16 protein-coding genes are annotated in these 16206 nt (G+C 70.5%); 8 read left to right on the forward strand and 8 right to left on the reverse strand.

Features of this window, described 5'->3' with window-relative positions; all coding sequences use genetic code 11:
• Window positions 1–168: 168 nt before the first annotated feature.
• The 4 genes from lnt (at window position 169) to trmB (ending at window position 3390) form a co-directional block, all read left to right on the forward strand.
• On the forward strand, window positions 169–1011 hold the full coding sequence (gene lnt / locus FOY91_RS17070; protein ID WP_338062099.1) for an apolipoprotein N-acyltransferase: 843 nt from the start codon (window positions 169–171) through the stop codon (window positions 1009–1011).
• A 72-nt stretch (window positions 1012–1083) separates the two neighbouring features.
• A complete protein-coding gene (gene metK / locus FOY91_RS17075) occupies window positions 1084–2301 on the forward strand; it encodes a methionine adenosyltransferase (protein ID WP_145154548.1) in 1218 nt (405 codons plus the stop codon).
• A 94-nt stretch (window positions 2302–2395) separates the two neighbouring features.
• The gene (locus FOY91_RS17080; protein ID WP_203234617.1) at window positions 2396–2599 is read left to right on the forward strand and encodes a hypothetical protein; all 204 of its coding nucleotides are present in this window, start codon (window positions 2396–2398) and stop codon (window positions 2597–2599) included.
• 89 nt (window positions 2600–2688) lie between these two features.
• Entirely contained in the window at window positions 2689–3390 is a 702-nt protein-coding gene (trmB, locus tag FOY91_RS17085; protein WP_145154550.1) for a tRNA (guanine(46)-N(7))-methyltransferase TrmB, read from the forward strand.
• A gap of 132 nt (window positions 3391–3522) precedes the next feature.
• Here trmB and FOY91_RS17090 read toward each other — a convergent pair whose 3' ends face one another.
• From FOY91_RS17090 to miaA, 5 genes are all read right to left on the reverse strand, one after another.
• The gene (locus tag FOY91_RS17090) at window positions 3523–4131 is read right to left on the reverse strand and encodes a YceI family protein (protein WP_145154552.1); all 609 of its coding nucleotides are present in this window, start codon (window positions 4129–4131) and stop codon (window positions 3523–3525) included.
• Between the two features lie 120 nt (window positions 4132–4251).
• Window positions 4252–5271 (reverse strand): ketol-acid reductoisomerase, encoded by a 1020-nt coding sequence (ilvC, locus tag FOY91_RS17095; RefSeq protein ID WP_145154554.1) that lies wholly within the window; start codon window positions 5269–5271, stop codon window positions 4252–4254.
• A gap of 53 nt (window positions 5272–5324) precedes the next feature.
• On the reverse strand, window positions 5325–5840 hold the full coding sequence (ilvN, locus tag FOY91_RS17100) for an acetolactate synthase small subunit (protein WP_145154556.1): 516 nt from the start codon (window positions 5838–5840) through the stop codon (window positions 5325–5327).
• Entirely contained in the window at window positions 5840–7594 is a 1755-nt protein-coding gene (locus FOY91_RS17105; RefSeq protein ID WP_145154569.1) for an acetolactate synthase 3 large subunit, read from the reverse strand. Before FOY91_RS17105 ends, ilvN begins: the two co-directional genes overlap by 1 nt.
• Before the next feature lie 180 nt (window positions 7595–7774).
• Entirely contained in the window at window positions 7775–8725 is a 951-nt protein-coding gene (miaA, locus tag FOY91_RS17110) for a tRNA (adenosine(37)-N6)-dimethylallyltransferase MiaA (protein ID WP_145154558.1), read from the reverse strand.
• Between miaA and serB the strand changes: the two genes are divergently transcribed.
• Window positions 8718–9614, forward strand: coding sequence for a phosphoserine phosphatase SerB (gene serB / locus FOY91_RS17115; protein ID WP_145154559.1), 897 nt, complete (start codon window positions 8718–8720; stop codon window positions 9612–9614). The two genes, miaA and serB, sit on opposite strands and share 8 nt — an antisense overlap.
• A 390-nt stretch (window positions 9615–10004) precedes the next feature.
• Here the strand turns inward: serB and FOY91_RS17120 are convergent, their stop codons facing one another.
• A complete protein-coding gene (locus FOY91_RS17120) occupies window positions 10005–11135 on the reverse strand; it encodes an SPOR domain-containing protein (protein ID WP_238995763.1) in 1131 nt (376 codons plus the stop codon).
• A 170-nt stretch (window positions 11136–11305) separates the two neighbouring features.
• Here FOY91_RS17120 and FOY91_RS17125 point away from each other — a divergent pair, with 170 nt between their 5' ends.
• From FOY91_RS17125 to FOY91_RS17135, 3 genes are read left to right on the forward strand one after another with little or no spacing between them, the layout of a single operon-like run.
• On the forward strand, window positions 11306–11992 hold the full coding sequence (locus tag FOY91_RS17125) for a ParA family protein (protein WP_145154561.1): 687 nt from the start codon (window positions 11306–11308) through the stop codon (window positions 11990–11992).
• A gap of 2 nt (window positions 11993–11994) precedes the next feature.
• Window positions 11995–12357: a hypothetical protein gene (locus FOY91_RS17130; RefSeq protein WP_203234618.1), complete on the forward strand. Its 363-nt coding sequence runs from the start codon at window positions 11995–11997 to the stop codon at window positions 12355–12357.
• Complete coding sequence (locus tag FOY91_RS17135; protein ID WP_145154563.1) at window positions 12354–13670, forward strand: SPOR domain-containing protein; 1317 nt, start codon at window positions 12354–12356, stop codon at window positions 13668–13670. The genes FOY91_RS17130 and FOY91_RS17135 overlap by 4 nt, the downstream gene beginning before the upstream one ends.
• A 355-nt stretch (window positions 13671–14025) precedes the next feature.
• On the opposite strand, the gene FOY91_RS17140 is transcribed toward FOY91_RS17135, so the two are convergent.
• Window positions 14026–15255: a dihydroorotase gene (locus FOY91_RS17140; RefSeq protein ID WP_145154565.1), complete on the reverse strand. Its 1230-nt coding sequence runs from the start codon at window positions 15253–15255 to the stop codon at window positions 14026–14028.
• Window positions 15252–16202 carry an aspartate carbamoyltransferase catalytic subunit gene (locus tag FOY91_RS17145; protein ID WP_145154573.1) on the reverse strand — a complete coding sequence of 317 codons (951 nt, stop codon included), beginning with the start codon at window positions 16200–16202 and terminating at the stop codon, window positions 15252–15254. Before FOY91_RS17145 ends, FOY91_RS17140 begins: the two co-directional genes overlap by 4 nt.
• Window positions 16203–16206 lie beyond the last annotated feature (4 nt).

Genomic DNA, 16206 nt, shown 5'->3' on the forward strand with positions numbered 1-16206 from the left:
CCACAAATATACGCGTGGTCTGGTGGCGGTGGTCGGCGGGGCGATGCCGGGGGCGTCGCTGCTCACGGCGGGGGCGGGTGGGCGGCTGGGCGGCGCTGGGATTGGGGGGGGGGGGGGGGGCGGGGGGGGGGGTCCGGGGGGGCGGCCGGGGCGGGGCCGCGCGTCCACATCGTCCAGCCGAACATCAACCAGCAGGAAAAGTGGGTGAAGGGGCTGGAACGGCGCAACTTCGCCCGCCTCGCCGGCCTCACCGGCGCGCCCGAGGCGGAGCCGCGCCTGATCCTGTGGCCCGAGGCGGCGGTGCCGGATTATCTGGAGGACGAGCCGTGGGCCGCACAAAGGCTGGCACGCCTGCTCGGCCCGCGTGACCTGCTGATGACCGGCGGCGTCGCGATCGAGTGGGACAGGCAGGGCAACGCCATCGGCGCGCGCAACAGCATGTTCGTGCTGGATGCGCGGGCGCGGCTGCTCGACCGCTACGACAAGGCGCATCTGGTGCCTTATGGCGAGTATCTGCCGATGCGGCCGATCCTCTCGGCGATGGGCCTGTCGCGGCTGGCGCCGGGCGATCTCGATTTCTGGCCGGGGCCGGGGCCGCGCAGCTTCGTGCTGCCGGGGTTCGGCACGGTTGGCGTGCAGATCTGCTACGAGATCATCTTTTCCGGCCATGTGCTCGATCGTGCCCACCGCCCGGCCTTCCTGTTCAACCCTTCCAACGATGCGTGGTTCGGCCCCTCCGGCCCGCCGCAGCATCTGGCGCAGACTCGTCTGCGCGCGATCGAGGAGGGGATCGCGGTGGTGCGCGCCACGCCCACCGGCATCTCGGCGGTGATCGATCCGGACGGGCGGCTGGTGGCGTCGCTGCCGCAGGGCCGCGCCGGCGCGATCGAGCGGCGGCTGGATGGCCCGCGTCCGCCCACGCCGTTTTCGAGCCACGGCAACCTGCTGCCGATGCTGTTCGCCGCCTTGCTGGTGCTTGCGGCATTTGCACATCGCCGCTTCGCCCGCTAAGGGACATAAGGAAAGCTTTATATGACCGCCCCACAGGGTCGGCCGTCACCGTTCCGAAAGGCATGATACGCGATGCGTCAGGACTTCCTCTTCACGTCCGAGTCGGTTTCCGAAGGCCATCCCGACAAGGTGGCCGATCAGATCTCCGACGCGGTGGTCGATCTGTTCCTGTCCAAGGATCCGCAGGCCCGCATCGCCTGCGAGACGCTGACGACCACCCAGCTGGTCGTGCTCGCCGGCGAGATCCGCTGCAAGGGCGTCTATGAGGACGGCAAGTGGGCCGAGGGCGCCGAGGCCGAGATCGAGAAGACCGTGCGCGAGACGGTGAAGCGCATCGGCTACGAGCAGGACGGCTTTCACTGGCAGACGTTCAAGTTCCTCAACAACCTGCACGCCCAGTCCGCCCACATCGCGCAGGGCGTGGACGAGAGCGGCAACAAGGATGAGGGCGCCGGCGATCAGGGTATCATGTTCGGCTACGCCACCGACGAGACACCCGACTACCTGCCCGCCACGCTGTATTACTCGCACCGCATTCTCGAGCGGATGGCGGAAGATCGCCATTCCAAGGCCGTCCCGTTCCTTGAGCCGGACGCCAAGAGCCAGGTGACGTTGCAGTATGAGAACGGCGTGCCGGTCCGCGCGACGGCGCTGGTCGTTTCGACCCAGCATGCACCCGGCTATTTCGACGACGGCAGCGAGGGCAGCGATGCCGCGCGCTACAAGCAGCTGCGTGATTATGTCGTCGGCGTGTTCAACGACGTGCTGCCGCAGGGCTTCATCTCGGATGCGACCGCGATCTACGTGAACCCGACCGGCAAGTTCGAGATCGGCGGGCCGGACGGCGACGCCGGGCTGACCGGTCGCAAGATCATCGTCGACACCTACGGCGGCGCTTCCCCGCACGGCGGCGGTGCCTTCTCGGGCAAGGACCCGACCAAGGTCGATCGCTCGGCCGCCTATATCGCGCGCTACATGGCCAAGAACATCGTCGCCGCCGGCCTGGCCAAGCGGTGCACGATCCAGCTGAGCTACGCGATCGGCATCGCCGAGCCGCTGTCGCTCTACGTCGATACGCACGGCACCGGCACGGTGGACGAGGCGAAGATCGAGCAGGTGCTGCCGACGCTCGTGCGGCTGACCCCCAAGGGCATCCGCGAGCATCTCCAGCTCAACAAGCCGATCTACCAGCGTACCGCCAGCTACGGCCATTTCGGGCGCGAGCCGGACGGTGATTTCTTCAGCTGGGAAAAGACCGATCTGGTCGAGAAGCTGAAGGCGGCGCTCTGATCCGTCGATGTCCGGTGGCGTGATCGCCGCCGGGCATATCGCCGATTGCGGTGGTGCCACGCCGGGCATAGACTTCTCCGTGAAGGAGAGTGCCATGTCCCGGCTTGCCCTGTCGATGTTTCTCGCTGTCGGCCTGATCGGTGGCGGCCTCACCGCGCCGGCGCTGGCGGCGCCCTGCAAGGATGCCAAGGGCAAGTTCATCAAATGCCCGGAGGCCAAGCCCAAGGCGGCGGCGCGCTGCAAGAACGCCAAGGGGCATTTCGCCAAGTGCGGCACGCCGGGCGCGAAGCCGGCCTGACCACAGCGGCGGCGGATTTTTCGTCCTGTCGCCGTTTCCCGGGCGGCAGGTGATTTCCCCTGGCGGGCAACTGCGTTAGGCGGCATGCCATGTCCGACACGCCCCACGCCTATTCCGACCCCACCACCATCCGCCGCCTCTATGGCCGGCGGCAGGGCCACAAGTTGCGCCAGGGCCAGTCGGCGCTGGTCGAGACGCTGCTGCCCGAGATCACCGTGCCCGAGACCGGGCCGCTCGATGCCACCACGCTGTTCGGCGACGATCGCCCGATCGAGCTGGAGATCGGTTTCGGCGCGGGCGAGCATCTGGCCGAACAGGCGGCGATGCGGCCGGATCATGGCTTCATCGGCTGCGAGCCGTTCCTCAACGGCGTGGTCGGCGCGCTCGGCCATGTCGAGCGCGAGGGGCTGGCGAACGTGCGCCTGCACATGGGTGACGCGCTGGAGGTGATGGAGCGGCTGCCCGACGCCTCGCTGGCGCGCGTGTATCTGCTCCACCCCGATCCCTGGCCCAAGGCGCGCCACGCCAAGCGCCGCTTCATGAACCACGGACCGATGGATGCCATCGCCGCCAAGCTGCGGCCGGGCGGGGAGTTCCGCTTCGGCACGGACCACCCGGTCTATTGCCGCTGGGGCATGATGGTGATGGGCGCACGGCCCGACTTCCGCTGGACGGCGACGCGCCCGTCCGATTTCCTCGTGCGCCCCGACGACTGGCCCGACAGCCGCTACGCCGCCAAGGCCCGTCGCGAAGGACGAGAGGTCTGGTACTTCCGCTACGTGCGGGTGTGAGGCGTGGAGCGCACCGCAGGCGCCCCACGCCACCGTCATTACTGGGGGCGCCGGGATCTCCGACCCTGAGTCTCATCGTCATCCCGGCGCAGGCCGGGATGACGAGGGGGCCGGATCGGCGAGAAAGCGCCGTTACTTCTTCTCGAAGGCCACGGTGATCTTCAACGGCACCACGTCGGAGACGAGGGCGGTGCCGTAGCTGACGCCGAAGTCGCTGCGCTTCACGCTGGTGGTCGCCTCGAAGCCGACGTTGGCCTTCTTGTCCATCGGGCCGAGGCCGGCGCCGGTGAACTTCGCGTCCAGCACGATCGGCTTCGTCACGCCGTGCAGCGTGAGGTTGCCGGCGATCTTCGCGGTCGTGCCGCGCACCGTCACGCTGGTCGACCTGAACGTCGCGGTCGGGAATTTCGCGACGTCGAAGAAGTCGGGCTTGGCGAGATGCTCGTTCAGCGCCGCGCTGGTGGTGACGAGGCCGCTCATCGGCACCTCGATCGAGACGGTGGCGGCGTTGGGCTTCGCCGGATCGAGCACCAGCGTGCCGGTGGCGCCGCCGAAGATGCCCCAATAGCTGTTGAAGCCGAGGTGATCGACGGTGAACACCACCTGCGTGTGGTTCGGATCGACCGCATAGGTGCCGGCGGTAACGCGCGAGGCGTCCGGCGCGCCGGGTTTGGTCGTCGGCATCTGTGCCACGGCGGGGGTCGCTGCGAGCAGGACGGCGGCGAGGATCGGACGGCGCATCGGCAAGGCTCCTGAAACAGGGAAGGGGCAGGCCATAGCTGACCCGCCCCTCCTCTGCTTGTCAATCCGCGCAACCGGCGCGGTGGTGCTTGTCAATCCGCGCCGCTGGGCGCGGCGGCGTCAGTTCTTCGCCTTGTCGACCAGCTGATTCTTGGCGATCCACGGCATCATGGCGCGCAGCTTCTCGCCGACCTGCTCGATCGGGTGCGCGGCGGCGGCCTTGCGGCTGGCCTTCAGCTCCGGCTGGCCGGCGCGGTTGTCCAGCACGAAGTTCTTCACGAACCGGCCGGACTGGATGTCCGCCAGCACGCGCTTCATCTCGGCCTTCGTCTCGGGCGTGATGATGCGCGGGCCGGTGGTGATGTCGCCATATTCGGCCGTGTTGCTGATCGAGTAGCGCATGTTGGCGATGCCGCCCTCGTACAGCAGGTCGACGATCAGCTTGGTCTCGTGCAGGCACTCGAAATAGGCCATTTCCGGTGCGTAGCCGGCCTCGGTCAGCGTCTCGAACCCGGCCTGGATCAGGTGGGTGATGCCGCCGCACAGCACGGCCTGCTCGCCGAACAGGTCGGTTTCGCACTCCTCCTTGAAGGTCGTCTCGATCACGCCCGACCGACCGCCGCCGATGGCGCTGGCATAGGAGAGCGCCACGTCATGCGCGTTGCCGCTGGCATCCTGGTGGATCGCGATCAGGCAGGGCACGCCGCCACCGCGCTGATACTCGGAACGCACGGTGTGGCCCGGGCCCTTGGGGGCGATCATGAACACGTCGACGTCGGCGCGCGGCTCGATCAGGCCGAAGTGCACGTTGAGGCCGTGGGCGAAGGCGATCGCCGCGCCGGGCTTCAGGTTGGCGGCCAGATCGTCGTTGTAGATCGCGGCCTGATGCTCGTCGGGCGCCAGCACCATCACGATATCGGCCCATTTGGCGGCCTCGGCGTTGCTGAGCACCTTGAAGCCGGCGTCCTCGACCTTCTTCGCGGTGGCCGAGCCGGGGCGCAGCGCGATCGCAACCTCGGCCACGCCCGAATCGCGCAGGTTCTGGGCGTGGGCATGGCCCTGGCTGCCGTAGCCGACGATGGCGACCTTCTTGCCCTTGATGAGGCCGATGTCGGCATCCCGATCGTAATAAACGCGCATTCGATGGCTCCCTGTGGAATTGGTCCGGCGCTTCTGCGGCCGGGAGAGATGGGTCAGGCGGCGTCCCGGCCGCGGGCGATGGCGGCGACGCCGGTACGGGCGACCTCGATCAGGCCGACCTCGCGCATCAGCTCGAGGAACTTGTCGATTTTCTCCGACCCGCCCGTCACCTCGAACACGAAGCTGCTGGTCGTCGCATCGAGCACGCGGGCGCGATAGACCTCGGCCAGCCGCAGCGCCTCGATGCGATGGTCGCCGGTGCCGCGCACCTTCACCAGGGCAAGCTCGCGCTCCACATGCGCGCCGAGCTCCGTCAGGTCGGTGACCTTGTGGACCGGGATCAGCCGGTCGAGCTGCGAGATGATCTGGTCGATCACCCCGCGCGGCCCGCTCGTCACGATGGTGATGCGGCTGATCTTCTCGTCCTCGGTGACGTCGGCCACCGTGAGGCTCTCGATATTGTAGCCGCGCGCGGAGAACAGCCCGGCGATACGGGCGAGGATGCCGGCCTCGTTGTCGACGAGGACGGAGAGCGTGTGCCGCTCGGCCTTTTCGGTGCGGATGTGCATCAGACCAGCGCCTTCGCTTCGTCGTCCATTTCGCCGGAAACCTCGTTGGCGTGCAGGATCATCTCGGTATGCGCGGCCCCGCTGGGGATCATCGGGAAGCAGTTGGCCACCTTGGACACGCGGCAGTCGACCATCACCGGCCCGTCCGTCTCCAGCATCCGGGCGATGCCGGCGTCCAGCTCGTCCGGCCCCTCGATGCGGATGCCGGTCCAGCCATAGGCTTCGGCCAGCTTCACGAAATCGGGCAGCGAATCGCTGTAGCTGTGCGAATGGCGGCCGCCGTAGGTGAGATCCTGCCACTGGCGGACCATGCCCATATATTCGTTGTTCAGGATGAACACCTTCACCGGCAGCTTGTACTGCGTGGCGGTGGCCAGCTCCTGGATGTTCATCTGGATGGACGCCTCGCCGGCCACGTCGATGACGAGCGCGTTCGGGTTGCCGAGCTGCGCGCCGATCGCGGCGGGCAGGCCGTAGCCCATCGTGCCGAGACCGCCCGAGGTGAGCCACTTGTTCGGCCCCTCGAACCCCATGTAGAGCGCCGCCCACATCTGGTGCTGGCCCACCTCGGTGGTGATGATCGGCTTGCGCGCCTTGGTCGCCTCGTGCAGCCGGCGCACGGCCTCCTGCGGCATGATCTCGGTGTCGGAGGGCGGGAAGTAGAGCGAGTCCCTGGCGCGCCATTCCTCGATCTGCGCCCACCATGCGGTCAGGTCCGGCTTGTGGTGCTGGCTCGCCTTCCACATCTTTATCATGTCCTCCATCGCGCGGCCGACATCGCCGACGATGGGGAGATCGACCTGCACCGTCTTGTTGTGCGAGGCGCGGTCGATATCGATGTGGATCTTGGTGGAGTCGGGCGAGAAGGCGTCGAGCCGGCCGGTCACGCGGTCGTCATAGCGCGCGCCGAGGCAGATCATCAGATCGCACCCGTGCATCGCCATGTTGGCCTCGTAGGTGCCGTGCATCCCCAGCATCCCCAGCCACGCGTCGCCGCTGGCCGGATAGGCGCCGAGGCCCATCAGGGTAGAGGTGACGGGCGCGCCGGTGAGCCGTTGCAATTCGCGCAGCAGCTGCGACGCGGCCGGGCCGGAATTGATGATGCCGCCGCCGGTGTAGAGGATCGGGCGCTTGGCCGAGGCGATCATCTCCACCGCCGCGCCGATCAGGCTCGGGTCCGCCTTCACCTGCGGGCGATAGCCCTTGTGCGGCAGGTTGGCCGTGCCCGGCTTGCGATAGGCGGCGGTGGCGACCTGCACGTCCTTGGGCAGATCGATCACCACCGGGCCGGGGCGGCCGGAGGTGGCGATATGGAACGCCTCGTGGACGATGTCGCCGAGCTTGGCGGGGTCCTTCACCAGATAGTTGTGCTTGGTGCAGTGGCGGGTGATGCCGATCGTGTCGCATTCCTGGAACGCGTCCGTGCCGATCAGCCCGGTGGGCACCTGCCCGGTGATGATGACGAGCGGGATCGAGTCCATCAGCGCATCGACGATGCCGGTGACGGCATTGGTCGCCCCCGGGCCGGAGGTGACGAGCACGACGCCCGGCTTGCCCGTGGCGCGGGCGTAACCCTCCGCCGCGTGCACCGCGCCGCCTTCCTGCCGCACGAGGATGTGGCGGATGCGCGTCTGGTTGAAGATCGCGTCGTAGATCGGCAGCACGGCGCCGCCGGGATAGCCGAACACCACCTCGACCCCGAGATCGGTCAGGGCCTCGATCAGAATGTCCGCGCCGGATCGCTCGGTAACCATCGCTTCGCCTTCCATGTTCGCGCGCCCCCTAGAGCAAATGTCCGCCGGACGGAACCGTCCTGCCGACAGGATCGGCAGCCCTTCACGCCGCGAGGCGGGGCAGGGGCGGGGCGGGGCGCCCGCGCGACAGGTCCGGGCGGTGCCCTCGAAAACCGTGCTGCGGCTGCTAAGGCGAATAAACTAAGCTGTCAACGCCATATCACGTAACAATATTGCGAGTTTGTCGGTTTCGCCGGCATTAAACTGCCCTGTGGACCGATGCCATGCGGCGGGCGTCTGGTTGCCGAACCATGTGTACTGGCGCTTGGCGTAGCGCCGGGTGGCCTGCGCCGCGCGGGCTATCATCGTCGCCTCGTCGATCGCACCGGCCCTCCACGCGGCGATCTCGGCCACCCCGATCGCCCGCATCACCGGCAGCGCCGGATCGAGTCCGCGCGCGAGCAGCCGTTCCACCTCCGCTACGCCGCCGCCCGCGACCATCGCGGCGAAGCGCGCGTCGCAGCGGGCATAGAGCCAGTCGCGATCGGGCAGCAGCAGCATCGGCGCGAGGCGGATGCGACCGCCGATGCCGCCGGCGCGATCCGCCTGCCAGCCGGCCAGCGTCCGCCCGGTCGACCGCACCACTTCCAGCGCGCGCGCCACGCGGGTGGTGTCGGCCGGGTGCAGGCGGGCGGCGGCGGCGGGATCCTCGACGGCGAGCGCGGCGAACGTATCGGCCACCGCCAGCGCGCGGACCTGCATGCGGACGGCCGGGTCGATCGGCGGCACCGGGGCGATGCCGTCCAGCAGGGTGCGCAGGTACAGGCCGCTGCCGCCGACGAGGATCGGCAGCCGCCCCTCGCCATGCGCCGCGTCGATCGCCGCCGCCGCGTCCGCCGCCCATTCCGCCGCCGAGCAGGCATGGGCGCCGTCGACATGGCCGAACAGCCGGTGCGGCGCCCCCGCCTCCTCGGCGGGCGAGGGGCGGGCGGAGACGACGCGCAGATCGGCATAGACCTGGCTGGCATCGGCGTTGATGATCGTGCCGTCGGCGATTTCGGCCAGTCGCAGCGCCAATGCCGACTTGCCGCTCGCCGTCGGCCCCGCGATAAGCGCGACCGGCGGCAGGCCCGGGGGATACGGTGTGTTCATTGCGACGATGATAGCAGGGGTTTCGGCGGGCGGTCGCCTGCGCGATGGCGATATTTCGATGGCGCGCGATGCGCTGGCCGGCGCCGGCTGCACGCCGGGCGCCAGCGGTTGGGTGGAGCCGGGCGACGCCTTCGACCTGCGGTTCGCCGGTGATCGCGCCGCCGGCCGGGCGGCGCTGGAGGGGTTGACCGGCGGCGTCGACGTGATCGTGCAGCAGGACGACGGCGACCGCGCCCGGCGGCTGCTGGTGGCCGACATGGACTCCACGATGATTACCATCGAGTGCATCGATGAGCTGGCCGACTATGCCGGGATCAAGGCCGAGGTCGCCGCCGTGACCGAGGCGGCGATGCGCGGCGAGCTCGATTTCGAGGGCGCGCTGGATGCGCGGGTGGCGCTGCTGCGCGGGCTGGACGCAAGCGTGATCGATCGCTGCCACGCCGAGCGGGTGGTGCTGATGGGGGGCGCGAAGGCGCTGGTCGGCACGATGCGGGCGCACGGCGCGCGTTGCGTGCTCGTCTCCGGCGGCTTCACCGTTTTCGCCGATCGGGTGGCGGCCGATCTGGGCTTCCACCGGGCGCTCTCCAACGTGCTGGAGATGGCGGACGGCAGGCTGGCCGGCACCGTGAGCCGCCCGATCGTGGGCGCGGCCACCAAGCGCGAGACGCTGCTGGCCGAGGCCGCCGCGCTGGGCGTGCCGCTGTCGGCAACGCTGGCGATCGGCGACGGCGCCAACGACATTCCGATGATCGAGACGGCCGGGCTGGGCGTCGCCTACCACGCCAAGCCGAAGACGGCGGCGGCGGCGGCGGCGCGGATCGATCATGGCGACCTGTCGGCGCTGCTGTACGCGCAGGGCTATGCGCGCGGGACGTGGGCGGCGGGCTGAACCGCTCTGGAGATCCGCGATACGGAGGCCGGCGCCACGTTCAGGGCCGTTCGGTTCGGTGCGGGTCAAGCGAGGGAGGGCGTTCGCGGCCTCCCCTCAAGCGGACGCAGGGTCCACGCTGATCTCCCGAGACGCTGGATTCACCTGAACGCTCGGAGCGGCCGGCGGCAGTCGTTCACTGCGGTATCGACCGAACGAGGGTGAGGAACCTGCAGCGCCGTCCCCCTGATCGCGCTGAGACTGACGCCGGCTGATCGAGACGTTTCGAGCGTATCGCGATGGCAGGCCGCGAAAGTGCCCCCGCCCTCGAGAAGGTGGCTGACCCTCACCGCCACGGCCGTGGTGCCGAATCAGCCGGACCCGATCGCCGGTCGATCCGGCCTGGCCCTGTTACGGTGTGGCCACCGGAAAGCAGCCGTTGCCGGTTGCCGCCGTGATCCGCGCGCACATCCGCGTCGCATCGACGCGGCTGGCAAGCGGGCCGGCTTGCAACCGCGTCACCGCTCCGGATTTCACCATATAGGATCGCAGGGCGAGGCCCGGCACCTTCGCCGAGATGCCCGCCCAGACCGATCCTGCGGTGGCGGGATCGGCAAAGGCACCCACCTGCACGCGCCATCCGCCGCTGCCGGCAGACACCGGGCCGGCAGGTGTCGGCGCGGTGGCCCGGACGGCGGCGGGGCGGGCATAGGAGGCCGCCCCCGGCACCGGCGCGGATCGCGATGCGGCGACCGGGACCGACACGACCGCCGGGGTCGCGGCAGTCGCGACGGCGGGCGCGGGCCGCATCGGCCTGACGGCGGGCGCCGGCCCGGCCTCGCCACGCGCCGCCACCTGCGTCCGCGCCTTTACCAGCCGGCTGGACGGGGTGGTCGAGGAAGCATCGGCGAGCACCGCGCTGCGCTCCATGTCGCGAGCGAGCGCGGTGCCCTGCTGGCGCTGTTGCAGCGGTACGTAACGGTCCATCTCGGCGAGGCTGGTCACCGCCTGGGGCAGCCCCGCGGCGGCGGCGCGCGTCATCAGCGCATAGGCCCGCACCCAGTCCTTGCCGAACAGGTTGCCGTTGAACAGCGCCGTGCCGAGGACATATTGCGCGCGAGCATCGCCGCGTGCCGATGCCTTGCTGAGCCACGGCAGCGCCGCGTTCCGCTCGTTGCCCTGAAACAGCAGGAGGCCGTAATTCGCCTGCGCCTCGGGGTGATCCTGCTGCGCCGCCTTCAGATCCCAGCTGCGCGCCTGTGCCTCGTCCACCGCCACGCCCCGGCCCAGCCGATAGGATTGCGCCATGTTATACTGCGCATCGGCATTGCCGGCGTCGGCGAGCGGGCGCCAGATCGCCAGCGCGCGGGCGTAATTGCCGGCCTCCCATGCATCGGCACCCTGCTTTACCGACATGTCTTCCGTCGGGGGTGTCGTCGGCCGGCGCTTCGTCGGGGCCGCCGCCGCCATCGCCGGCACCATCGCGCCTGCCGCCAGCAACGCCAGCATCCCCGCCCCGCGCATCCCCGTTCGCAAATCCATTCCCTCGCTCCACGCCTTGCCGCCCGCCGATGCCATCGTGGCCCGCGCCGCCCTGACGACGCCGGACCCGTAAGGGGCGTGGGGTTCGATACCCCGTGCCGTCGCGACAGTTAACCACTCCTTAGCCCGGGCGGGAGCAATATGGCGAGCGAACGAGGGACTGGCGCACCATGCGGGTATTGGCTTTGGCATCGCAGAAAGGCGGATCGGGCAAGACCATGCTCGCCGGCCATCTCGCCGTACAGGCCGAGGTCGCCGGTGCCGGGCCGGTGGTGCTGATCGACATCGACCCGCACGGCACGCTGGCCGGCTGGTGGAACGTCCGCGACGAGGACACCCCGGCCTTTGCCCAGACCACGATGGAGCGGTTGCCCGCCGATATCGAGATGCTGCGCGTGCAGGGGTTCCGCCTCGCCATCGTCGATACGCCGCCGCTCACCTCCCCGCCGGTGGCCGGGGTGGTGGCGCTGGCCGAGCTGGTGGTGGTGCCGACCCGGCCCTACGGGGACGAACTGCGCGCGGCCGCCGGCACCGTCGACCTGTGCGCGCGCGCGGGCAAGCCGCTGCTGTTCGTCGTCAACGGGGTGACGCCGGGGGAGGCGCCCTCCACCGAATCGGTGATGCAGCTGGCCCGCCACGGCCCGGTCGCGCCGCACCCGATCGAGCAGGCGCCGGGGCTGGCGGAGGCGATGCTGGCCGGGAGCACGCTGATCGAGGATCGGCCGGCGCACCCCGCCGCCGCCCAGATCGCCGACCTGTGGACGTACATCGCCGGGCGGATCGAGAAGAATTTTCGCCGCACCGTGTTCGCCGTGCCGCGCGCGGCGGGCGGCGGCTTCGGCCGGCGGGGGTTGTGACGATGGGCGACCGGATCGATCCCGTCGCCGGCCTGCTCGCCCGCAAGGGGGAAGCGCGGCCGGCCATGCGAGCCGACAACGACAACGACCGTACCACGCCGGCCGCGCCCGGCCTGCCGGTGATCGTGGCGGCGGCGATCGAGCTGGCGGGCGGGCGGCCGGCGAGCATGACGCTGCGGCTCGACCCGGCCCGGCACATGCGGCTGCGGCTGGCGTGCGCGATCGGCGGGCGATCCGCGCAGGCGGTGATGGCCGAAGCGCTCGACGCGCATCTGAAGACGATACCCGGCATCGAGCGGCTGGTGGCCGCGGCGATGGCGGAGGGCGGGGAGCAGACCGCATCAGGACGGGGAAAAGACAGATGAAGAAGGCCATTGTCGTGAAGTTCGCCGTTTCGGCGGCGTTGCTCGGCACCGTGGCGGTCGGCTGCAAGCCGGCCTCGCCCCCCGCGACCCTTTCCTCCGCCACTCCGCGCGCGGACCGGCAGGCGGCGAAGCTGGCCGGCCGCGCATCGGCCGCACTGGCGAAGCAGGATGCGGCCAAGGCGGTGACGCTCGCACAGGATGCCGTGGCGCTCGCCCCGCGCGAGGCGGCGTACCGGCTGTTGCTGGGCCGCGCCTATATCGCCGCCGGGCGCTTCGTCTCGGCCGAAACCGTGCTCGGTGAGGCGCTGGCGCTCTCCCCCGACGACGGGCAGGTGCAGATGAGCCTGGCGCTGACCCGCATCGCGCTGGGCAAATGGGATTCCGCGCGTGAGCTGCTGGCGGCGGCCAGGGGCAAGGTGGGCGAAAGCGACCGTGGCCTCGCGCTCTCGCTTGCCGGCGACAAGGAGGGCGGCGTCGCAGTGCTGGAGGCGGCGGCGCGGGCGGCGGACGCCGATGCCAAGACGCGGCAGAATTACGCGCTCGGGCTGGCGCTCGCCGGGCGCTGGGGCGAATCACGCGCGGTGGCGGCGCAGGATCTGGCACCGGCGGTGCTGAAGACGCGGATGGGCGAGTGGGCGCACCTGAGCCAGCCGAAGGACGCCTGGGATCAGGTCGCGGCGCTGCTGCACGTAACGCCGGTCGAGGACGCCGGGATGCCGACGGCGCTGGCGCTGGCCTCCCCGGTATCGGGCGAGACGGCAGTGGCCGCCGTCGATCCTGCGGCGATGCCAGCGGTGGTGGCCGCACCGGTCGACGCTGCCGGGATAGTGTCGGCCGATGCGGGACAGGCCGATCCTGCGGGGACCGGATCGTCCGCCCCGGCGACCTCCGCGTCGCAGCTGGCCGTCGCCGCCCCGGTGCGCGCGATCGTCCCGCCGGTGCGGCTGGCGGCCTTGTCCGCCGATGGCGCACCGGCGGCCATTGCCCGCCCGGCGCGGTTGCCGGGCAAGGTGCGCGGGCGCTTCGTCGTCCAGCTCGGCGCTTTCTCCAGCGCGGCGACCGTGGAGAATGCCCGGCGCTCGAGCGCTCGTCATGTGGAGCGCATCGCCGCGCTGGGGCCATCGCGCACCGTCCTCGGCACCGAGCGGCGCGGTGCCTTGTATCGCCTGTCGCTGGCCGGGTTCCAGACGCGCGGCGCCGCGCTCGACGTATGCCGCCAGATCCGCGCGGCGCAGGGCCAGTGCTTCGTCCGCGCCGCCGCCGACGCGGCGCTGGCCGGGCTGGCGCCGACGGCACCGGTCCGCGCTGGCTGAACCGGGCGCGCCGGTACGCCACGCGGGCGTACCGGCATGTTGCATCATCCGGCACTGATGGCGCGGAACGGCCCGACGACGGCGTGCTCTGCATCGTCGGGATTTTCACGCGCACCAAGCTTTTGTCCCTTGCGCGCGCGGCAAGAGGGGGCAGGGATCCGCCCGGTTCGGGGCGCGGTGGCATAAGGCCGACCCTCCACCGCCCATCCCGAGAGGCTGGCCGGGACTCGGAATTGTCCCATCCATCCCCCGATACGGGAGCGGGATACGGCCGGACCGATCGGTCGGTTCGACGTCATCGGCCTCTGGCCCGGCAGACCGCCGCGATGGCCCCGCGCCGCCCCGCGCGCGGCTGTCAGCCCAGCGGGCGGCCGCCCTTGATCGTGCGGCGCACCTTGCCCTGCACCGGCAGCCCGTCGAACGGGGTGTTGCCCGCCACCGCCGCCATGCGATCGGTGCTGATCCTCCACGGCGCATCCTCGTCCACCAGGATGATGTCCGCCTCGTCGCCCACGCCCAGCCCGCCGCCGGGGATGCCGAGCAGCCGCGCCGGGTTGGTCGAGAGCAGGGCGAACAAACGCGGCAGGTCGATCACCCCGTCGCGCACCAGCGTGAGCGACAGCGCCAGCAGCGTTTCCGCCCCGGCCATGCCGGGCTCGGCATCGGTGTAGGGCAGGCGCTTGGCCTCCGGCCCCTGCGGGTCGTGGGCGGAACAGAGGATGTCGATCGTCCCGTCGCGCACCGCCGCGATCGCGGCGAGGCGGTCGCTCTCGTCCCGCAGGGGGGGCGAGAGGCGGGCGAAGGTGCGAAATCCGCCGATCGCGATGTCGGATAGCATCAGGTGCGCCGGGCTGATCCCGCACGTTACCCGCACGCCCTTCGCCCTGGCGGCGCGGACCAGATCGAAGGCGCGGGCGGTGGTGAGCTGGCGAAAGTGCAGACGCGCGCCCGTCTCCTCGGCCAGCATCAGGTCGCGCGCCACCGCCATCGCCTCGGCGGCGGCGGGTGCTGCGGACAGGCCGAGCCGTGTCGCGGTTTCCCCGGCGGTGGCGACCGCGCCGGCGGCGAGGCCGTCATCCTCGGCATGGGCGATCACCAGCATGTCGAGCGCGGACGCATAAGCGAGCAGGCGGTGCATCACCCCCGAATCGGCGATCCAGCGGCGGCCGGTGGCGACGGCGCAGGCGCCCGCCGCCTTCATCAGGCCGATTTCCGCCAATTCGAGCCCGGCCAGCCCGCGCGTGGCCGCCGCGATGGGGTGGACCCACACGTCGGGCTTGCCGGCGGCGGCGGCGCGCTGCACCAGCGCCGCCTCGTCCAGCGGCAGCGACTGATCGGGCATCAGCGCCGCGCGGGTGATGCCCCCGGCGGCGAACGCCGGCAGATCGATCGCGAAGCTGCCCAGATCGACGAGGCCGGGGGCGATCAGCGCGCCCCTGGCGTCGATCGTCTCGATTCCGGCGGGCATGTCGACCAGCCCGGTCGAGACGATGCGGCGATCCTCGACCAGCAGCCCGCCCGCGTGAAGCGTGCCGGCGACCGGATCGACGATGCGCCCGTTGAGGATGGCGAGCGGCGCGGTCATGCCCAGCCCTCCACACCGCGTTGTCGTCTCGTCAGCACGTCGAGGCAGGCCATCCGCACCGCCACGCCCATCTCCACCTGTTCGGTGATGGCCGAGCGGGTGGGGTGATCGGCCACGCTGCTGGTGATCTCCACCCCCCGGTTCATCGGCCCGGGGTGCATCACCAGCGCATCGGGGGCGGCGCGTTCCAGCCGTTCCTCCGTCAGACCGTACAGCGCATGATATTCGCGCGGGGAGGGGACGAAGCCGCCGCTCATCCGCTCGCGCTGGAGGCGGAGCATCATCACCACGTCGCAGCCGTCCAGCCCGGCATCGAAATCGGTGAAGGCCGTCACGCCCATGCGCTCGATCGCGGCGGGCATCAGCGTGGGCGGGGCGATGACGCGCACCTCGGCGCCGAGCGCGGTGAGCGCGAGGATGTTCGACCGCGCGACGCGGCTGTGCAGCACATCGCCGCAGATCGCCACGCGCACCCCCTCGATCCGCCCCTTGCGGCGACGGATGGTGAGCGCGTCGAGCAGCGCCTGCGTGGGATGTTCGTGGCGGCCGTCACCGGCGTTGAGCACCGGGCAATCCACCTTGTCCGCGATCAACTGCACCGCGCCCGATGCGTCGTGGCGGATCACGATCACGTCCGCGCGCATCGCATTGAGCGTGACGGCGGTGTCGATCAGCGTCTCGCCCTTCTTCACGCTCGACTGGCCGACGCCCATGTTCACCACATCCGCCCCCAGCCGTTTGCCGGCGATCTCGAAGCTGAGGAGGGTCCGCGTGCTGTTCTCGAAGAAGGCGGTGATGACGGTGAGGCCGGCAAGCCGGTCGTCATGCTTGGAGCGGCTGCGATTCAGCGCGATCCACTGCTCGGCTTCGTCCAGCAGATAGGCGATCTCCCACGGCTGGAGCCCGAAGATGCCGGTGAGATCGCGGTGGGGAAAGGGGGATGCCATCGGG

It is taken from the genome of Alterirhizorhabdus solaris (assembly GCF_007785815.1).
GTDB lineage: Bacteria > Pseudomonadota > Alphaproteobacteria > Sphingomonadales > Sphingomonadaceae > Alterirhizorhabdus > Alterirhizorhabdus solaris.

Excerpts from the sequence above, each read along its gene's own strand:
- miaA (WP_145154558.1), bottom strand. The coding sequence starts at position 8,725 with ATGAACACACCGTATCCCCCGGGCCTGCCGCCGGTCGCGCTTATCGCG.
- ilvC (WP_145154554.1), bottom strand. The coding sequence starts at position 5,271 with ATGCGCGTTTATTACGATCGGGATGCCGACATCGGCCTCATCAAGGGC.
- FOY91_RS17090 (WP_145154552.1), bottom strand. The coding sequence starts at position 4,131 with ATGCGCCGTCCGATCCTCGCCGCCGTCCTGCTCGCAGCGACCCCCGCC.
- FOY91_RS17135 (WP_145154563.1), top strand. The coding sequence starts at position 12,354 with ATGAAGAAGGCCATTGTCGTGAAGTTCGCCGTTTCGGCGGCGTTGCTC.
- trmB (WP_145154550.1), top strand. The coding sequence starts at position 2,689 with ATGTCCGACACGCCCCACGCCTATTCCGACCCCACCACCATCCGCCGC.
- ilvN (WP_145154556.1), bottom strand. The coding sequence starts at position 5,840 with ATGCACATCCGCACCGAAAAGGCCGAGCGGCACACGCTCTCCGTCCTC.
- FOY91_RS17130 (WP_203234618.1), top strand. The coding sequence starts at position 11,995 with ATGGGCGACCGGATCGATCCCGTCGCCGGCCTGCTCGCCCGCAAGGGG.
- metK (WP_145154548.1), top strand. The coding sequence starts at position 1,084 with ATGCGTCAGGACTTCCTCTTCACGTCCGAGTCGGTTTCCGAAGGCCAT.
- FOY91_RS17145 (WP_145154573.1), bottom strand. The coding sequence starts at position 16,202 with ATGGCATCCCCCTTTCCCCACCGCGATCTCACCGGCATCTTCGGGCTC.
- FOY91_RS17080 (WP_203234617.1), top strand. The coding sequence starts at position 2,396 with ATGTCCCGGCTTGCCCTGTCGATGTTTCTCGCTGTCGGCCTGATCGGT.
- FOY91_RS17120 (WP_238995763.1), bottom strand. The coding sequence starts at position 11,135 with ATGGATTTGCGAACGGGGATGCGCGGGGCGGGGATGCTGGCGTTGCTG.
- FOY91_RS17105 (WP_145154569.1), bottom strand. The coding sequence starts at position 7,594 with ATGGTTACCGAGCGATCCGGCGCGGACATTCTGATCGAGGCCCTGACC.
- FOY91_RS17125 (WP_145154561.1), top strand. The coding sequence starts at position 11,306 with ATGCGGGTATTGGCTTTGGCATCGCAGAAAGGCGGATCGGGCAAGACC.
- FOY91_RS17140 (WP_145154565.1), bottom strand. The coding sequence starts at position 15,255 with ATGACCGCGCCGCTCGCCATCCTCAACGGGCGCATCGTCGATCCGGTC.